This window comes from Actinoplanes sp. CA-142083 (assembly GCF_050942195.1).
Lineage (GTDB): Bacteria > Actinomycetota > Actinomycetes > Mycobacteriales > Micromonosporaceae > Actinoplanes.
In genome coordinates, this window is sequence record NZ_CP192076.1 from 8,928,661 (window position 1) to 8,943,552 (window position 14,892).

The window sequence follows — 14,892 nt, forward strand, 5'->3', positions numbered from 1 at the left end:
CGCTCTTTTCCTGCCAAATCGGTCGCCGTATACTGCCTTTCCACGTCCGAAATGGACATCTACGCAGGTCAAGACCTGGTTGACAGAAGCTCGACTGTGCACAAGATTGTGAGCAATCCGTTCCCGTATTGGAGAGGACTCCCTTGACGTCGCCCGCCGCCGACGACGCCTACCTGCGACTGCGCGACCTGATCTACAGCGGCGAGCTGATGCCGAACGAGCGCCTGGTCGAGGCCGACCTCGCCCAGCGACTTCAGGTGAGCCGCGCGATCGTGCGTACCGCGCTGGTCCGCCTGGGTCAGGACGGTGTGGTTCTCCTCACGCCGCACCGCGGCGCGCGCGTCCGGGTCGTCACCGACGCCGAGGCGGTCGAGATCCTGCAGGCGCGGGCCGTGCTCGAGGCGCTGACCGCGCGGTCGGCCGCCCGGCACGCCACCGCGCGCGAGATCGCCGGGATCCGCCGCATCCTCGGCGGCATGAGCCGCAAGCTCGACGAGGGCGACCTGCTCGGCTACTCGGAGGGCAACGCCTCCCTGCACGCGGCGATCATCGCGGCGGCACGGCACGAGACGGCGGCCCGGCTGATCACCGGGTTGCGGGCGCAGCTGGTGCGCTTCCAGTTCCGCACGATCCTCGTGCCGGGGCGGGCGTCGGTCTCGCTGGCCGAGCACACGGCGATCGTCGAGGCCATCGCCGGCCACGACGAGGAGGCCGCGGAGAAGGCGATGCGCCACCACCTCGGGCACGTCGAGGCAGCTTTGTCACACACCAACCGTCGCATCATGGGAGAGTCATGAGCCACCCCGTTCCCTCGTCGGCCGCGCGCTCGCTGGTTGCCGGGGCTTACGACACACATGTCCACATCGCGCCGGATGTGATGGAGCGGCGGATCGACGACTTGTCGCTAGCACGACTTTTTCAGCAAAACGGACTCGCCGGATTTATCCTGAAATCCCATTACGTGACCACCGCGGAGCGAGCGGCCGTGGTGCGGGCGGCGGTGCCGGGCGTCGACGTGCTGGGGGCGATCACCCTCAACGGGTCGATGGGCGGGATGAATCCGGCGGCGGTCGAAATAGCCGGACGACTCGGCGCGCGGATCGTCTGGATGCCCACGGTGGACTCGCGCAACCAGCGGTCGACCACCGCCACCGATCTCCCGGGGAGCAAGCCGGCCATGTGGGGCGCGCTCCAGGCCGATCTGCACGCGCAGGGCATCGTGCCGGACGTGGTCGAGGTGGTCGGCGGCGACGGCAGCGTGCTCGAGCAGGTGCGCAAGGTGCTGCGAGTGATCGCGAAGCACGACATGGTGCTGGCCACCGGGCATCTGTCGGCGCCGGAGATCCTCGCGGTCGTGCGCGCGGCCCGCGAGGAGGGCGTGCGCCGCATCGTGGTCACGCATCCCGAGTTCACGTCGCAGCGGCTCACGGTCGCGCAGCAGCAGGAGCTCGCGGAGCAGGGGGCGCTGCTCGAGCGCTGCTTCACCACGCCGTTCACCGGAAAAGTTTCGTGGCAGGACCTCTTCGACAACATCCGCGCGGTCGGCGTCGAGCATTCGATCCTGTCGAGCGACCTCGGGCAGCCGTTCAATCCGCCGGTCGAGGACGGGCTCGCGCTCTTCGCCGACAAGCTCCTCGAGGCAGGCTTCAAAGAGGACGAGGTGCGGACCATGGCCGTCGACAACTCGCGCTTTATCGCGATTTAACACCCTTTCATCGTACGGGATAAGCACCGGAACTTTCGGAATCGTGACCGATAGCTCGGCCCAAGTTTCGGCAGCTCTCGATCTCCTGATCCGCTGACCTGCGCATATGTCGGCGACTGTTTCGCTGACTTTCCGGAAGTTGTTGACAGTGCGGATCAGCCCGCCCAATACTTCATCCATCGATGGACTTCATCGTGGAGGGTCGGGCTGGTTCCACCCTGGCCGCGCTCCCTCCTCCCTTTTCCAGGAAGGATGCACGCGCGTGAATTCCCCCGTTCCCCCGAAGCGTCGCGGGCTCACCCGGTTAATCGTCAGTGCCGCCAGCGCCGTCCTGCTGGCCGCCGCCTCGGTCGCGGTCTCCGGAGTGGCCCACGCCGAGGCCGACCGCACGGTCACCTCGAACACCACCGGCACGCACAACGGCTACTTCTTCTCGTACTGGAAAGACAACGGCAACGTCACCATGACGCTGGGCGCCGGCGGCAGCTACAGCGTCTCGATGAACGGCATCAACAACTCGGTCGTCGGCAAGGGCTGGAAGCCCGGCTCGGCCCACACGGTGAACTACTCGGGCTCCTTCAACTGCGGCGGCAACTGCTACCTGGCCCTGTACGGCTGGACCACCAACCCGCTGATCGAGTACTACGTCGTCGAGAACTTCGGCAACTACAACCCGAGCTCCGGCGCCCAGCGGCTGGGCTCGGTCACCACCGACGGCAGCACCTACGACATCTACCGCACCCAGCGGGTCAACCAGCCGTCGATCATCGGCACCGCGACGTTCTACCAGTACTGGAGCGTCCGCCAGTCACACCGCACCGGCGGCACCATCACCACCGCCAACCACTTCAACGCGTGGAAGAACCTGGGCCTCAACCTCGGCAGCCACGACTACCAGATCATGGCGACCGAGGGCTACCAGAGCAACGTCAGCTCCAACCTCACCGTGAGCGAGGGCTCGACCCCCACCAACCCGCCCACGACCCCGCCGACCACCCCGCCCACGACGCCACCCACCACCCCGCCGACCAACCCGGGCGGTGGCGGCGCCTGCCAGGTGACCAACTCGGTGAGCGCCTGGAACAACGGCCTGACCGACAACATCACCATCAAGAACACCGGCTCGTCCGCCATCAACGGCTGGAGCCTGAAGTTCAACCTGGCATCGGGCCAGAACATCACCTCGGGCTGGAGCGCTTCGTACTCCCCGACCAGCGGCGCGGTGACGGCGACAAACGTCAGTTACAACGGCGCGATCCCACCGGGCGGCTCGACAACGATCGGCTTCCAGGCCACCCACAATGGAAACAGCGCGGCCCCGAGCGGCTTCTCGCTGAACGGCGCCGCCTGCAGTTGACGCGGTGCTAGCCGAGTGCCGGGCCGGTGCCCACCGACCCGGCACTCGGGCTCACGGCGGCGCCGATCGCGCCCGTGCATTGATCGGCCGCGACGGATAGCTTGTTCTGCATGGCGCGGAAGCTGGCCCTGGCCCTGGTCCTCGCGGTTTCGACGTCCGTCGTGCTCTCGGGCACGCCCGCCGACGCCGCCTACTCTCCTGCGACGCCCGGCTCGGCCGGCATCGGCGACCCGTACTACCCGCTCGACGGCAACGGCGGGTACGACGTCAAGCACTACGACCTGGCGATCAGATACGCGCCGGCGTCGGACGCCCTGGCCGGCGTGGTGAAGATCCATGCCCGGGCGACGCAGCGCCTCTCGGCGTTCAACCTCGACCTCGACGGCCTGACGATCCGCTCGGTCACGGTGGACGGACGACCGGCCCGGTGGTCCCGCAACGGCACCGAGCTGACCGTGACGCCGCGCCGGTCGCTGAGCAAGGGGCACACGTTCGACACCCGGATCGTCTACGACGGCGTGCCCAAGGTGATCCGCGACCCCGACCTCGGCGACGGCGGCGCCTTCGCCACCGACGACGGCGTGGTCATCCTGGGCGAGCCGGATGTCGCGCAGGCGTGGTTCCCGTCCAACGACCACCCGAGCGACAAGGCGTCCTTCTCGATCGCGCTGACCGTCCCCCAGGACCTGCGGGCGATCTCCAACGGCCTCCCGGCCGGCCACTCGACCGCGCGAGGCTGGACGACGTGGCGCTGGGCGCAGACCGAGCCGATGGCGACGTACCTGGCGATGGCGGCGATCGGCAAGTTCGACGTCAAGTCGTACCGGAAGAACGGCATCCAGTTCCTGGACGCGATCGACCCGGCGCTTCCGCCGGAGACGTACGCCCGGGTGGCCAAGTCCTTCGCCCGCGAGCCGGAGATCCTCCAGTTCCTGTCGGGCTACTTCGGACCGTACCCGTTCCGCGCGGCCGGCGGCATCGTGGACGCCGACGGCGAGTGGGATTACGCGCTGGAAAATCAGGGCCGCCCGATCTACACGCCGCAGGACTTCGGCTCGCAGGAGGACGGCGACAGCGTCGTGGTCCACGAGCTGGCCCACCAGTGGTACGGCGACAGCGTGGCCGTGCACCGCTGGCGGGACATCTGGCTGAACGAGGGCTTCGCCTCGTACGCCGAGTGGCTCTGGAGCGAGCACGAGGGCCTGGAGACCGCGCAGCAGATCTTCGATCGGCGGTACGCCACCCCGGCCACCTCGTCGCTGTGGAAGTCTAAGGTCGCCGACCCGGGTCCGCCCAACCTCTTCATCGGCGCCGTCTACAACCGCGGCGCCATGACGCTGCACGCGCTGCGGCTGGCGGTCGGCGACGGCAAGTTCTTCCGCATCCTTCGCTCGTGGGCCCAGATCCACCGCAACGGCAACGGGTCCACGGCGGAATTCATCGCCCTCGCCGAGCGCATCTCGGGCCGCGACCTCGGCGCCCTGTTCACCGCGTGGCTCTACACCCCGTCAAAGCCGGCCATTTAGATCTCGGCTACCACCATGCCGCTCCTCCCGGCCGGCACCTGGGCGATCACCTCGCCGGCCGGGTTCAGGAAGCACGTGGGCCCCAAGCCGATCCGGTCGTCGCCACGCTCGCCGGTGACGTCCGCGGAGGCCAGCCACATGCCCGTCTCGCGGGCGCGCTCCGCCCGGATCGCGTTGTGCCGGTGCTGCCACTCGAAGGCCTTGTCGCGCCGCATCATGTTCTGCGCCGGCAGCAGCAACACCTGGCCGCCGTTGGCCGCGACCCCCGCGGCGGCCGCCGGGAACTGCGCGTCGTAACAGATGTTGATCCCGAACAGCATGCCGCCGCACTCGAAGACCGGATAGTCGTCGCCGGCCGTGAACACGGACTCGCCCGGGACCAGGAACGTCTTGCGGTATCGCCCGACGACCCGTCCATCGCGCACGACCGCCGCGGTGTTGAAGTAGCGGTCGCCCTCCCGCTCGATCATGCCCAGCACGACCGTCGGCCGGATGCCGGCCAGCTCGGTCAGCACCGCCGAGTCGAGCTCCAGCGCGTGCTCGCGCACATGCTGCTCGGTGACCAGGTATCCCTGCAGGAAGCACTCCGGGAACAGCAGCAGGTCGACGTCGCCGGCGTCAGCGAACTCCCGGATGACGCGCAGGGAGGCATCGACGTCCCCCAAGATCTCCGGCGTTTGGCAGGCCCCGATCCGCATACCGTCATGCTAAATGCAGAGGTTCTATGCATAGATGGTTGCGTAGAATCTCAGCGCCCCTATCGTCGGGCTATGGAGAATGCTCTGGTCGCCGACGCCGGCATGATGCGGCTGCTCGCCCACCCCCTGCGCATGCGGATCGTCGGTTCGCTGCGGGTCGACGGCCCCGCCACCTCGGCGATCCTGGCCCGGCGGCTCGAGACCGACACCGGCCAGACCAGCCACCACCTCCGCCTGCTCGCCCGTTACGGCCTCGTCGAGGAAGCGCCCGAGCAGGGCCGGGGCGCCCACGGCCGGGAACGCTGGTGGAAGGCCGTCCACGACTCGACACTGTGGTCGGACCTCGGCGTCGGCGGCGCCGAGGCGGCGACGGTCGTGCAGCGCACCGCGCGGGCCGTCTGGGATCAGGCGATCGACACCTACCACGCCGACGTCGCCCGGCAGCGGTGGAGCCCCGCGTGGCAGCGGGCCGCCGCGAGCTCCGACTACGTCATCCGCACCACTCCCGAGCGGCTCGAGCGCCTCAACGCCGAGATCGAGCGGCTGATCCGGGAGGCCGACGACCCGGACGCGGAGAAGGTGCTGGTCGTGCTGCACACCTACCCGCTGCGATGACGAGCCTGCGGCGCAACCGCGAGTTCAACCTGCTCTGGGGCTCGCAGTCGCTCTCCGACCTGGGCGACGGCGTCGCGTCCCTGGCACTCGCGCTGCTCGTCCCGGCCGAGACGGGCTCCGCGGTCAGTGCCGGTCTGGCCGGCACGCTCAGCCACGTCGCGCGGCTGGCCTTCCGGCTCCCGGCCGGCGTTCTCGTCGACCGGATCGACCGCCGCCGCGTCATGGTGGCCTGCGATCTGGTGCGGCTCACCGGTTTCGCGGCGCTGGCCCTGGCGGTCTTCGCCGGCCGGGCCGGCTTCCTGCTGATCGTCGTGGTCGCGGTGGTCGACGCCGCCGCCGGCGCCTTGTTCGGTACGGCGGAGGACGCGGCCCTGCGCAGCATCGTCCCGGTCGCGCAGTTGCCGGCCGCGGTGGCGCGCAACGAGGCCCGCTCGTACGGCGCCTCGCTGGCCGGACCGCCGCTCGGTGGCTTCCTCTTCGGCCTCGGTCACGCCGTGCCGTTCCTCGGCAACGCCGTCTCCTCCGTCGTGTCCGTGGTCGCGGTGCTGCTGATCCGCAAGCCGCTCCAAGGCAAGATCGAGAAGCCGCAGCCGTACGGCGCCGCGTTCGCCGAGGGGTTCCGGTTCGTGTTCGCCAACGCGTTCCTGCGTGCGGTCCTGCTGGTCGCCGTGCCGCTCAACTTCGCCGTCGGCGGGATCCTGTTCACCGTCATCGTGGCGCTGCAGCAGAACGGCACACCGCCCGCGATCATCGGCCTCACCGAGACGATCGTCGCCGCCGGCGGCCTGCTGGGCGCCCTCTGCGCCCCGGCGATCCAGAGCCGGTTGAGCCTGCCCGCCCTGACCCGCGCGATCTGCTGGACGGCCGCCGCGCTCCTGGCCGTCTCGGCCCTGCTCGTCCCGGGCGTCGCCGCCGCCATCCCGCTCGGCCTCACGGTCTTCCTGGGCCCGGCCTGCAACGCCGCGCTCTTCGGCGCCCAGGCCGCCATCACCCCCGACCGCTTGCAGGGCCGCGTCATCAGCATCGTGATGGTCGTGGCGACTTCGATGGCCGCGGCCGCCCCGATCCTCGCCGGCGTCGTCGTGGCCGCCTGGTCGGCCCCCGCCGCGATCCTGCTCTTCGCCGCCGCCGTCGTGGTCTCCGCCGTGACCGCCACGTTCAGCCGAGGCATCCGCCAGGCGGCCGCATCCGCACTCGCGCCGGTCAGGAGTTGAGGTAGGCGAGGACGGCCAGCACCCGCCGGTTGTCGTCGTCGGACGGGGGCAGGTCGAGCTTGGTGAAGATGTTGTTGATGTGCTTGCTGACCGCCTTCTCGGTGACGAACAGCTTGGCGGCGATCGCCGCGTTGGAACGCCCCGCGGCCATCTCCCCCAGGACCTCCCGCTCCCGGACGGTCAGCACGTCGAGCGGCCGGCTGCGGTCCAGCAGGCGGGCCACGACCTCGGGGTCCATCACGGTTCCGCCGGCGGCCACCTGGTGGACCGCGTCGACGAACTGGGCGACGTTGGAAATGCGCTCCTTCAAGAGGTAGCCGACCCCGCCGACCCGGTCACCGAGCAGCTCGCGGGCGTAGAGCGGCTCGACATGCTGGGAGAGAACGAGCACCGGCAGCCCGGGAATCTCGGTGCGGGCGGCGATCGCGGCCTGCAGCCCCTCGTCGGTGAAGGTCGGCGGCAGGCGTACGTCGACGACCGCCACGTCCGGTTTGTGGGCGATCAGCGCCGGCAGCAGTGACGGGCCGTTGTCAACGGTGGCGACCACCTCGAAGTCGAAGGCCTCCAGCAGCCGGGTCAATCCGTCCCGGAGGAGAGCATGGTCCTCGGCGATGACAACACGCACGGCAACTCCATGGTCACGATGGTCGGTCCGCCCGGCGGGCTGGACAGCGCCATCGTGCCATCGAAAGCGGCGAGGCGGCGCTGGATGCCGCGCAGGCCGGTGCCGTGTGCCGGGTCGGCGCCGCCGTGACCGTCGTCGCCGACCTCGAGGAAGAGCCGGTCGTCGCCCCGCTTGATGATGACGTACGCGAAGGTCGCGCCGCTGTGCGCGGTCGCGTTGGCCAGGGCCTCGGCGATCGCGAAGTACGCCGCCGACTCGACCGGCGTGTCGAGCCGCTCGGTCACCTCGGAGTCGACGCTGGTGGGCACGCGCAGGTTGAGCGCGAGCGCCCGCACCGCGCCGTCGAGCCCCCGCTCGGCCAGTACCGGCGGGTGTATTCCGCGCACCAGGTGGCGCAGCTCGACCAGGGCGGTGGTGCTCACCTCGCGCGCCTCGGCGAGCAGCTTGCGGGCGGTCGCCGGGTCGCGCTCGACCATCTCCTCGGCGAGGCCGATCGTCATGCCGAGCGAGACGAGCCGGGCCTGCGCGCCGTCGTGCAGGTCGCGCTCGATGCGCCGCAGCTCGGCCGCCTGGGCGTCGACCGTGTCGGCCCGGGTGACGGTCAGCTGGGTGACCCGCAGGCGCAGCTCGGCGTTGCGCGTGGGGGCGAGGAACAGCCGCGTGAACTGGGCGTCGACCCGGCGCAGGTAGGGCGCGGAGGCCAGGCCGATGGCCAGGATCAGGGCGCCCTGCGGGAGCGAGAGGAAGCCCTCGCTCACGCTCTGGATCGGCCAGATCACGCCGTAGCCGTACTCCCCCGTGCCCAGCCAGATCCACAGTGGAATCAGGACGATGCCCTGCAGGCCGTAGAGCGGGATGAGCAACGAGCCGAAGCCGAGCGCCAGGCCGATGATCGCGCCCGGCAGCAGCCACGCGAAGTCGCGCCAGGTGGCGGGGTCGGTGATGATCCAGCGGAAGGCGCCCCAGCCGACCGGCAGCGCGCCTTCCGGCCGGGGACGATACGGCCGGGCGATCGGCACGTCCCACCAGCGGCCGATGTGCCGGCCGACGTCGGCGCGCAGCCGGACCAGCCGCGTGACCAGCGGCAGCAGCACCAGCCCGAAGCCCAGCACGGGCGTCATGACGAGCGCGAAGACAAAGAGCACGAACAGTGCGAAATTGGCGATCGACAGGACGATGGCGAGAGCGCCGCCGGCCACCGCCCGCAGCCCGTCCCGCATCCAGTCCCTGGTCTCCATGACCACCATGGTGACCGACCATCCCCAAGAACGCGGTAGGGCTAGCACTACTCCCAGAAGTAGACCTGGCTTTCCTGACTTCGGCCCGCCGTTCCGGAAGCCTTGTACGGCATGACGACAATGGCAGAGCGGCCGCGGGCGGCCGGGAGCGACTTCGCGGAGCTGGGCCGGCGGATCAACGCAGCCGGCCTCCTGCAACGACAGCCGGCCTACTACGCGGTCCGGCTGAGCCTCGTGGCCGCCGCCCTCGCCGGGGGCTGGGCGGCGTTCTTCCTGGTCGGCGCCTCCTGGTGGACGCTCGCGGTGGCGGTGCTGCTCGGCGTGGTGTTCGCCCAGCTCGCGCTGGTCGCCCACGACCTCGCCCACCGCCAGGTCTTCCGGACGAACGCGCCGAGCCGCCGCGCCGGCCTGATCGCGGGCAATCTGGGCATCGGCATGTCCTACGGCTACTGGATGGACAAGCACACCAAGCACCACGCCAACCCGAACCACGACGATCTCGACCCCGACGTCGGCCCCGGCGTGCTGGTGTGGAACCGGGAAGACGCCCGCGGCAAGGGATTTCTCACCAGATATCAGGCGTACCTCTTCTTTCCCCTGCTGACGCTCCTCGGCCTGTCGCTGCGAAAAGACAGCATCCGCGCGCTGCTCGACGGCACGGTCAAGCACCGCCGCATGGAGAGCATCCTGTTGGCGACCCACATCGTCGCGTACGTGTCGGCCCTGCTCCTGGTGTTGAGCCCGCTTCAGGCGCTGGCCTTCTTCGTGGTGCACCAGGCGGTCTTCGGCGTGTACCTGGGCATGACGTTCGCCCCTAACCACAAGGGCATGCCGCACCCCGACGGCGACGAGGACTTCCTCCGCAAGCAGGTGCTGACCTCCCGCAACGTCCGCGGCGGCTACTTGGTCGACGTCGCGCTGGGCGGGCTGAACTACCAGATCGAGCACCACCTGTTCCCCGCGATGCCGTCGCCCAACCTGCGCAAGGCCCAGCCGATCGTCCAGCAGTTCTGCGACGAGATCGGGGTGTCCTACGAGATGACCTCCCTGACCGACTCCTACGCCCAGGCCCTGCGCCACCTGCACGACGTCGGCGCCGACCTGCGCCGCGCCAAGGTGGCGTAACCGCCGGCCGAGTCGTGGGACAGTTGCGTCATGGATCTCGGACTTGCCGGAAAGGTGGCGGTGGTCACCGGAGGAAGCGCCGGCATCGGCCTGGCGATCGCCCACGGCCTGGCGGCCGAGGGCACGCATCTGGTGTTGTGCGGACGCGACGAGCAGCGGTTGCGGTCCGCGGCGTCCGAGATCCATGGCGTACGGGTCATCGCCGTCCCCGCCGACCTCACCGCCCCCGACGGCGCCGACCGCTTGGCCGCCGCCGTGGCCGAGGAGTTCGGCGGGGCGGACATCCTGGTCAACAACGCCGGCGCCGGCAGCGAGGAGAAGATCCTCACCGCCCCGGACGAGCGCTGGCAGCTCTACTGGGAGCTGCACGTGATGGCCGCGGTCCGGCTGGCCCGCGCGCTCGCGCCCGGCATGCGCGAGCGCGGCGGCGGCGTGATCCTGCACAACGCGTCGATCTGCGCGACCCAGCCGCTCGGCTACGAGCCGATCTACAACGTGACCAAGGCGGCGCTGGTGATGTTCTCGAAGTGCCTGGCCAACGAGCTCATCGGCGACAACATCCGGGTCAACGCGGTCAACCCGGGCCTGGTGATGACCGGCGACTGGGTGAAGACGGCGAAGCTGCTCACCGAGGGCACGGACCAGACCTGGGAGCAGTACCTCCAGAAGATCGCCGACGACAACGCCCCGATCGGCCGCTTCGCGACGCCGGAGGAGGTAGCCGACCTGTTCGTCTTCCTGTGCTCCGCCCGGGCGTCGTACACGGTCGGCTCGACCTACTACGTCGACGGCGGCTGGCTGAACGTCACGACCTGAGCGCGAGCGCCTTCTCCAGCAGCGGCAGCGCCCGCAGCACCTGCCTCGAGCGGATCAGGGCGTCCCACACCGGCTCGAACTTCTTCCACCCGCCCGCGTACGCGAGATGCCGCAACCTCTCCGCGCGCGGCTTGCCCTGGGCGCCGCGCCAGATCGCGCCCCACCGGTAGAAATCCTGGTACGCCCGCCAGTAGCCGGCCTCGAGCTGCTCGGGCGTCATCCCGCGCGGCTCGTAGACGACGTGCCTCGTGTCGTAGAGATCCCACTCCCGGTGCACGATCCGGCCGGCCGTCTCCATCCGCTTGAAGAGGGCGGTCCCCGGATAGGGCGTCATGATGTGGAACGTCGCCGTCTCGAGGCCGTTGGCGACCGCCCACGCGACGGTCCGCTCGAACACGTCCGGGCCGTCGCCGTCCATCCCGAAGACGAAGCTCGCGTTGACCATGACGCCCGCGTCGTGCAGCCGCCGCGCCACCGCCTCGTAGCTGTGCCCGACGTTCTGCCGTTTCCGCTGCTCGGCCAGGTTCGCGGCGTTGACCGTCTCGAAGCCGACGAACATGCTGCGCAGGCCCGCGCCGACCGCCTTCTCCAGCAATCCGGGCGCCAGGATCGTGTCGACCGTGCCCGCCGCCTGCCAGACGCGACCCATGCCGGCCATGCCGTCGAAGAGCGCCTCGGCGAACCGCCGGTTGCCGAACAGGTGGTCGTCGAGGAAGTAGAGATGCCGGCCCGGCAGCCGATCGATCTCGGCGAGCGCGTCGTCCACCACCTGCGTGTAGAAGGACTTGCCGCCCTCGAAGAACGCGTCCTTGTAGCAGAAGTCGCAGTGGTGCGGGCACCCCCGCGAGACGACGATCGAATTGGGTACGAGGTACCGCTCCCGCTTGATGAGGTCGCGACGGACCGGCGGCAGCCCCTGCAGGGTGCGCTCTGCCGACACGTACGTATGCATGGGTTTTTTCTTGCGAAAGTCCTCCAGGAAGCGCGGCCACGTGTCCTCGCCCGGCCCCAGAAAGATCGCGTCGGCGTGCCGCGCGGCCTCCTCCGGCAGCGAGGTCACATGCAGGCCGCCCATCGCCACGAAGACGCCGCGCTCGCGGTACCGGTCGGCGATCTCGTAGCTGCGGCGGGCCGAGGTGATATACGCCTGGATCACCACCAGGTCGGGCTCGTCGGTCGGGTCGAACCTCTCGACATGCTCGTCGACGATCCGCACCTCGTCGTCATCACGCAGGTAGGCGGCCAGGGTTGCCAGCCCGAGCGGCGGGAACAGCGAGTACTTGATCGGCCGGAACAGCGGGCTGGTCGCCTCGGTGAGGGCGGGCAGGATCATCGTCACGCGCATGACCCCGCACGTTAGGGATCAGATGCGGAGAAAGGGTGTGCGACTTGGGCCGGTTCGACGACCCTGCGCACGACCCAGCGATGCTTGCCGATCGGGCGCTCTTTCTCAAAACCGAGTTTCTCGTACGTCGAGAGCGCCCCGTTGTAGAGAAAGCCCGCCGGCACCGAGTCCGCCCCCTCCGGGTAACCCTCGACGGTGCCGCCGCCCAGTCCCGCGATCAACTCGAGCGCGCCCGCCAGAGCCGCGGTGGCCACGCCTTGACGCCGGTGGCCCTTGCCCACGTAGCAGCAGGCGATCCGCCAGTCCGGCAGCTCGCCGACGCGCCCCTTCTCGTACGCGGCCCGGCTCTTGATCGCGGGCAGCTCGGCCGGCGAGCCGAACTGACACCACCCCACACAGTCGTCCCCGTCGAAGACCAGCGCGGCATGGCTCGTCCCGGCCCGCACGCGCCGCAGTTTGGTGGCCCGGTTGACGTCCGCGTCGGTCCGCGACAGCTCGCCGTGGAACCCCACGCACCAGCACCCGCCGAAGACGCCGTTGTTCCGCTCCACCAGCGCGGCGAAGGCGTCCCAGGTCGACGGGTCGAGAGCTCTGACCACGTACACCATGTCTTGAGGTTATTCGCTTTGGTTGCAGGGGTGGGATTTGAACCCACGACCTCGGGCCTATGAAACCCGCGAGCACTCCGAGCTGCTCCACCCTGCCAGTACCCCCGGGGAGATTCGAACTCCCAGCCTCCGGATTCGTAGTCCGGCGCGCTGTCCCGTTGCGCCACGGGGGTGTGTCGTCGGGTGGTGTCGAACCATCCGGCCTCCGCCTTATGAGGGCGGCGCTCTACCGCTGAGCTACGACGACGTGCTGCTTGACGTGGACCCGGCCGGGCTCGAACCGGCCACCTCCCGCTTGCAAGGCGGGCGCTCTACCAAATGAGCTACGAGCCCTCTGGACCGCGGAGCCGGCAACGCGTGCGACTGGCTGCCATGGTCGCTTGGGGCGAGGGCGGCGGCGCCCGCGTTGGCCGGGTAGCGCAAGTGTTCCCGTCCAGCGAGCCCGGTGGTCGCCTCACCCACCGAGCCGGCCCGCGTGACCGCCGCTCCTCGCCCCATTCTTGGGGATGTCAGAAATCGCTATTCAATGGCACGCACGGGCGGCAGGAATCGAACCCGCGACAGACGGCTTTGGAGACCGTTGCTCTACCAATTGAGCTACGCCCGTGAGTCGAATATCGCACGAATTCCGCCCGCCCTTCTCTGGAACTCCGCAGACCTTCCTCGAGGCCTTCCCGACCCGGACCATCCGAGCCCAGAAACGAACCCTCGAGACGAAGCTCCTGGACGAGACCCCTGAACGAGGCCCCACGCGGAGTCGGGGCTTCGCGGAGAGGCGAGGCCTTCGAGACGAAGAAAGCCGCCTCTCCCGAGGTGGGAGGGCGGCGGCGGAAACCGTGACGGCGTCAGCCGTTTCGCCAGCTCTCTCCCAGGGAGCGCCACTTCGTCGCTCGTCGCATGCACCGGCCCGAGGGCTCGGCCATGCCATCACGATCGAACGTCGCACCACGCGCGGCGAGGTCGACCCGACTGGCGGCCTGCCACATCATCTCGATCCCCTTTCGTGCGCGCTCCCTGCGGACCCCTCAAACAGTAGTCGACGCGCGCCACGAATGACAATCCTTTTACGCGTGCAATTTAGAGGCCGGGATCAAATGGCCCAGCCGTCGCGATATTCGACCGCGGGGATGCCCGGATCACGCCGCAGCCGAATCTCGCCGTGCCAGGATCCAGGAACCGGCTCGACGCGAATAACGGCCGGCCTCTCGACAAGCACGCAAACGTGCTCGCCGGGCCACCACCAGCCCCCGGCGCGAGCGAGCGTCACCCACGCGTCGAAGGACGCGCGCTGCCCGCCCGGCACCAGCCCCAGCCGGCGCAGCACATCGAGGTGCCCGACCCAGGCGGCGTCCTGATGCCCGTACCAGCCCACGGGAATCGGGCCGAGGGCCGCGCGGATGGGGAGGTAGACGCCGTCCGCCAGGCTGCGGAACAGGGCGTCGCGGACTCCCTGCCGTAGGAGCTCCTGGAAGGGCAGGCTGGCGTCCAGCGCTTCGGGCGGTGGGAGGCTGGGCCACGGCTTGTTCTTGGGGCGCTTCATCAAGGGGCGGTCGGTGGCCGGCTCGACGAAGCCCTCGGCCAACTCCGACCGCAGGCGGGACAGGCCGGCGGCGATGTCGCTGGCGATGGGTGGGTGTCCGGGTGGGCGGCGGGTGTCCACCCAGGATCGCAAGGTTTCGTGGGTGGGGAAGCCGGCCAGGCAGGGCAGGGCCGCGGGGGGCGACTCCACCCAGTGGAACTCGGGGCGGGCGCGGCGGTGCCGGGCGTAGATCGAGGCGATTGCTTCCTCGGCGGCAGAACGGTCGGCCGGGTCGGTGGAAAGGCCGATCTCCTGCCACTCCTGGCGGATCTCCGCGGCCTGGCGCCAGTAGTCCGGCCTACGCGGGGCGTGTCGCCCGAGCTGCCGCGAAAGCGCGGCGGACCACGGGTGGTGCGGGGAAAGCGAGCCGGTATGCGGCGGCAGCGAAGGAGGCTGCGGGGGAAGCGCGGCGGGGCGCCGCGCGGGGGCGGTCAAAGCGCG

Annotated in this window: 14 protein-coding genes and 5 tRNA genes; 8 read left to right on the forward strand and 11 right to left on the reverse strand. The window is 69.8% G+C overall.

Translation table 11 applies throughout. The annotated features are described in order from the left end of the window. Window positions 1-143 precede the first annotated feature (143 nt). From ACQPZX_RS40875 to ACQPZX_RS40890, 4 genes are all read left to right on the forward strand, one after another. Window positions 144-797, forward strand: coding sequence for a GntR family transcriptional regulator (locus ACQPZX_RS40875; protein ID WP_433368092.1), 654 nt, complete (start codon window positions 144-146; stop codon window positions 795-797). After that, window positions 794-1,705, forward strand: a complete 912-nt coding sequence (locus ACQPZX_RS40880; RefSeq protein ID WP_433368095.1) for a DUF6282 family protein — start codon at window positions 794-796, stop codon at window positions 1,703-1,705. Before ACQPZX_RS40875 ends, ACQPZX_RS40880 begins: the two co-directional genes overlap by 4 nt. Before the next feature lie 262 nt (window positions 1,706-1,967). Continuing rightward, window positions 1,968-3,062: a glycoside hydrolase family 11 protein gene (locus ACQPZX_RS40885; RefSeq protein WP_433368098.1), complete on the forward strand. Its 1,095-nt coding sequence runs from the start codon at window positions 1,968-1,970 to the stop codon at window positions 3,060-3,062. A 110-nt stretch (window positions 3,063-3,172) separates the two neighbouring features. Beyond that, window positions 3,173-4,588: a M1 family metallopeptidase gene (locus tag ACQPZX_RS40890; protein ID WP_433368101.1), complete on the forward strand. Its 1,416-nt coding sequence runs from the start codon at window positions 3,173-3,175 to the stop codon at window positions 4,586-4,588. Here ACQPZX_RS40890 and ACQPZX_RS40895 read toward each other — a convergent pair. Beyond that, a complete protein-coding gene (locus ACQPZX_RS40895) occupies window positions 4,585-5,286 on the reverse strand; it encodes a carbon-nitrogen hydrolase family protein (protein WP_433368104.1) in 702 nt (233 codons plus the stop codon). The genes ACQPZX_RS40890 and ACQPZX_RS40895 overlap by 4 nt on opposite strands. 72 nt (window positions 5,287-5,358) lie before the next feature. Between ACQPZX_RS40895 and ACQPZX_RS40900 the strand changes: the two genes are divergently transcribed. Both ACQPZX_RS40900 and ACQPZX_RS40905 read left to right on the forward strand, forming a co-directional pair. Beyond that, entirely contained in the window at window positions 5,359-5,901 is a 543-nt protein-coding gene (locus ACQPZX_RS40900; protein WP_433368107.1) for a winged helix-turn-helix domain-containing protein, read from the forward strand. Next, window positions 5,898-7,115, forward strand: a complete 1,218-nt coding sequence (locus ACQPZX_RS40905; RefSeq protein ID WP_433368109.1) for an MFS transporter — start codon at window positions 5,898-5,900, stop codon at window positions 7,113-7,115. Before ACQPZX_RS40900 ends, ACQPZX_RS40905 begins: the two co-directional genes overlap by 4 nt. Here ACQPZX_RS40905 and ACQPZX_RS40910 read toward each other — a convergent pair. Both ACQPZX_RS40910 and ACQPZX_RS40915 read right to left on the reverse strand, forming a co-directional pair. Next, entirely contained in the window at window positions 7,105-7,740 is a 636-nt protein-coding gene (locus tag ACQPZX_RS40910) for a response regulator transcription factor (RefSeq protein WP_433368112.1), read from the reverse strand. The genes ACQPZX_RS40905 and ACQPZX_RS40910 overlap by 11 nt on opposite strands. Further along, complete coding sequence (locus tag ACQPZX_RS40915) at window positions 7,692-8,978, reverse strand: sensor histidine kinase (RefSeq protein WP_433368115.1); 1,287 nt, start codon at window positions 8,976-8,978, stop codon at window positions 7,692-7,694. The genes ACQPZX_RS40910 and ACQPZX_RS40915 overlap by 49 nt, the downstream gene beginning before the upstream one ends. Window positions 8,979-9,089: 111 nt before the next feature. Here ACQPZX_RS40915 and ACQPZX_RS40920 point away from each other — a divergent pair, with 111 nt between their 5' ends. Continuing rightward, window positions 9,090-10,103: a fatty acid desaturase family protein gene (locus ACQPZX_RS40920; RefSeq protein WP_433368118.1), complete on the forward strand. Its 1,014-nt coding sequence runs from the start codon at window positions 9,090-9,092 to the stop codon at window positions 10,101-10,103. 30 nt (window positions 10,104-10,133) lie between these two features. Next, a complete protein-coding gene (locus ACQPZX_RS40925; RefSeq protein ID WP_433368121.1) occupies window positions 10,134-10,919 on the forward strand; it encodes an SDR family NAD(P)-dependent oxidoreductase in 786 nt (261 codons plus the stop codon). Here the strand turns inward: ACQPZX_RS40925 and ACQPZX_RS40930 are convergent. The 8 genes from ACQPZX_RS40930 to ACQPZX_RS40965 form a co-directional block, all read right to left on the reverse strand. Continuing rightward, on the reverse strand, window positions 10,909-12,264 hold the full coding sequence (locus ACQPZX_RS40930) for a B12-binding domain-containing radical SAM protein (RefSeq protein ID WP_433368123.1): 1,356 nt from the start codon (window positions 12,262-12,264) through the stop codon (window positions 10,909-10,911). The genes ACQPZX_RS40925 and ACQPZX_RS40930 overlap by 11 nt on opposite strands. Window positions 12,265-12,275: 11 nt before the next feature. Further along, window positions 12,276-12,872 (reverse strand): GNAT family N-acetyltransferase, encoded by a 597-nt coding sequence (locus ACQPZX_RS40935; protein ID WP_433368126.1) that lies wholly within the window; start codon window positions 12,870-12,872, stop codon window positions 12,276-12,278. A gap of 19 nt (window positions 12,873-12,891) precedes the next feature. Further along, window positions 12,892-12,970 (reverse strand) — tRNA-Met (locus ACQPZX_RS40940). 1 nt (window position 12,971) lies between these two features. Next, window positions 12,972-13,045 (reverse strand) — tRNA-Arg (locus tag ACQPZX_RS40945). A gap of 1 nt (window position 13,046) precedes the next feature. Then, a tRNA-Met gene (locus tag ACQPZX_RS40950) sits at window positions 13,047-13,119 on the reverse strand. A gap of 13 nt (window positions 13,120-13,132) precedes the next feature. Beyond that, window positions 13,133-13,205: transfer RNA gene (locus tag ACQPZX_RS40955), tRNA-Ala, on the reverse strand. 201 nt (window positions 13,206-13,406) lie between these two features. Then, window positions 13,407-13,479 (reverse strand) — tRNA-Trp (locus tag ACQPZX_RS40960). A gap of 483 nt (window positions 13,480-13,962) precedes the next feature. After that, complete coding sequence (locus ACQPZX_RS40965; RefSeq protein ID WP_433368129.1) at window positions 13,963-14,886, reverse strand: DUF6745 domain-containing protein; 924 nt, start codon at window positions 14,884-14,886, stop codon at window positions 13,963-13,965. Between the last annotated feature and the right edge of the window lie 6 nt (window positions 14,887-14,892).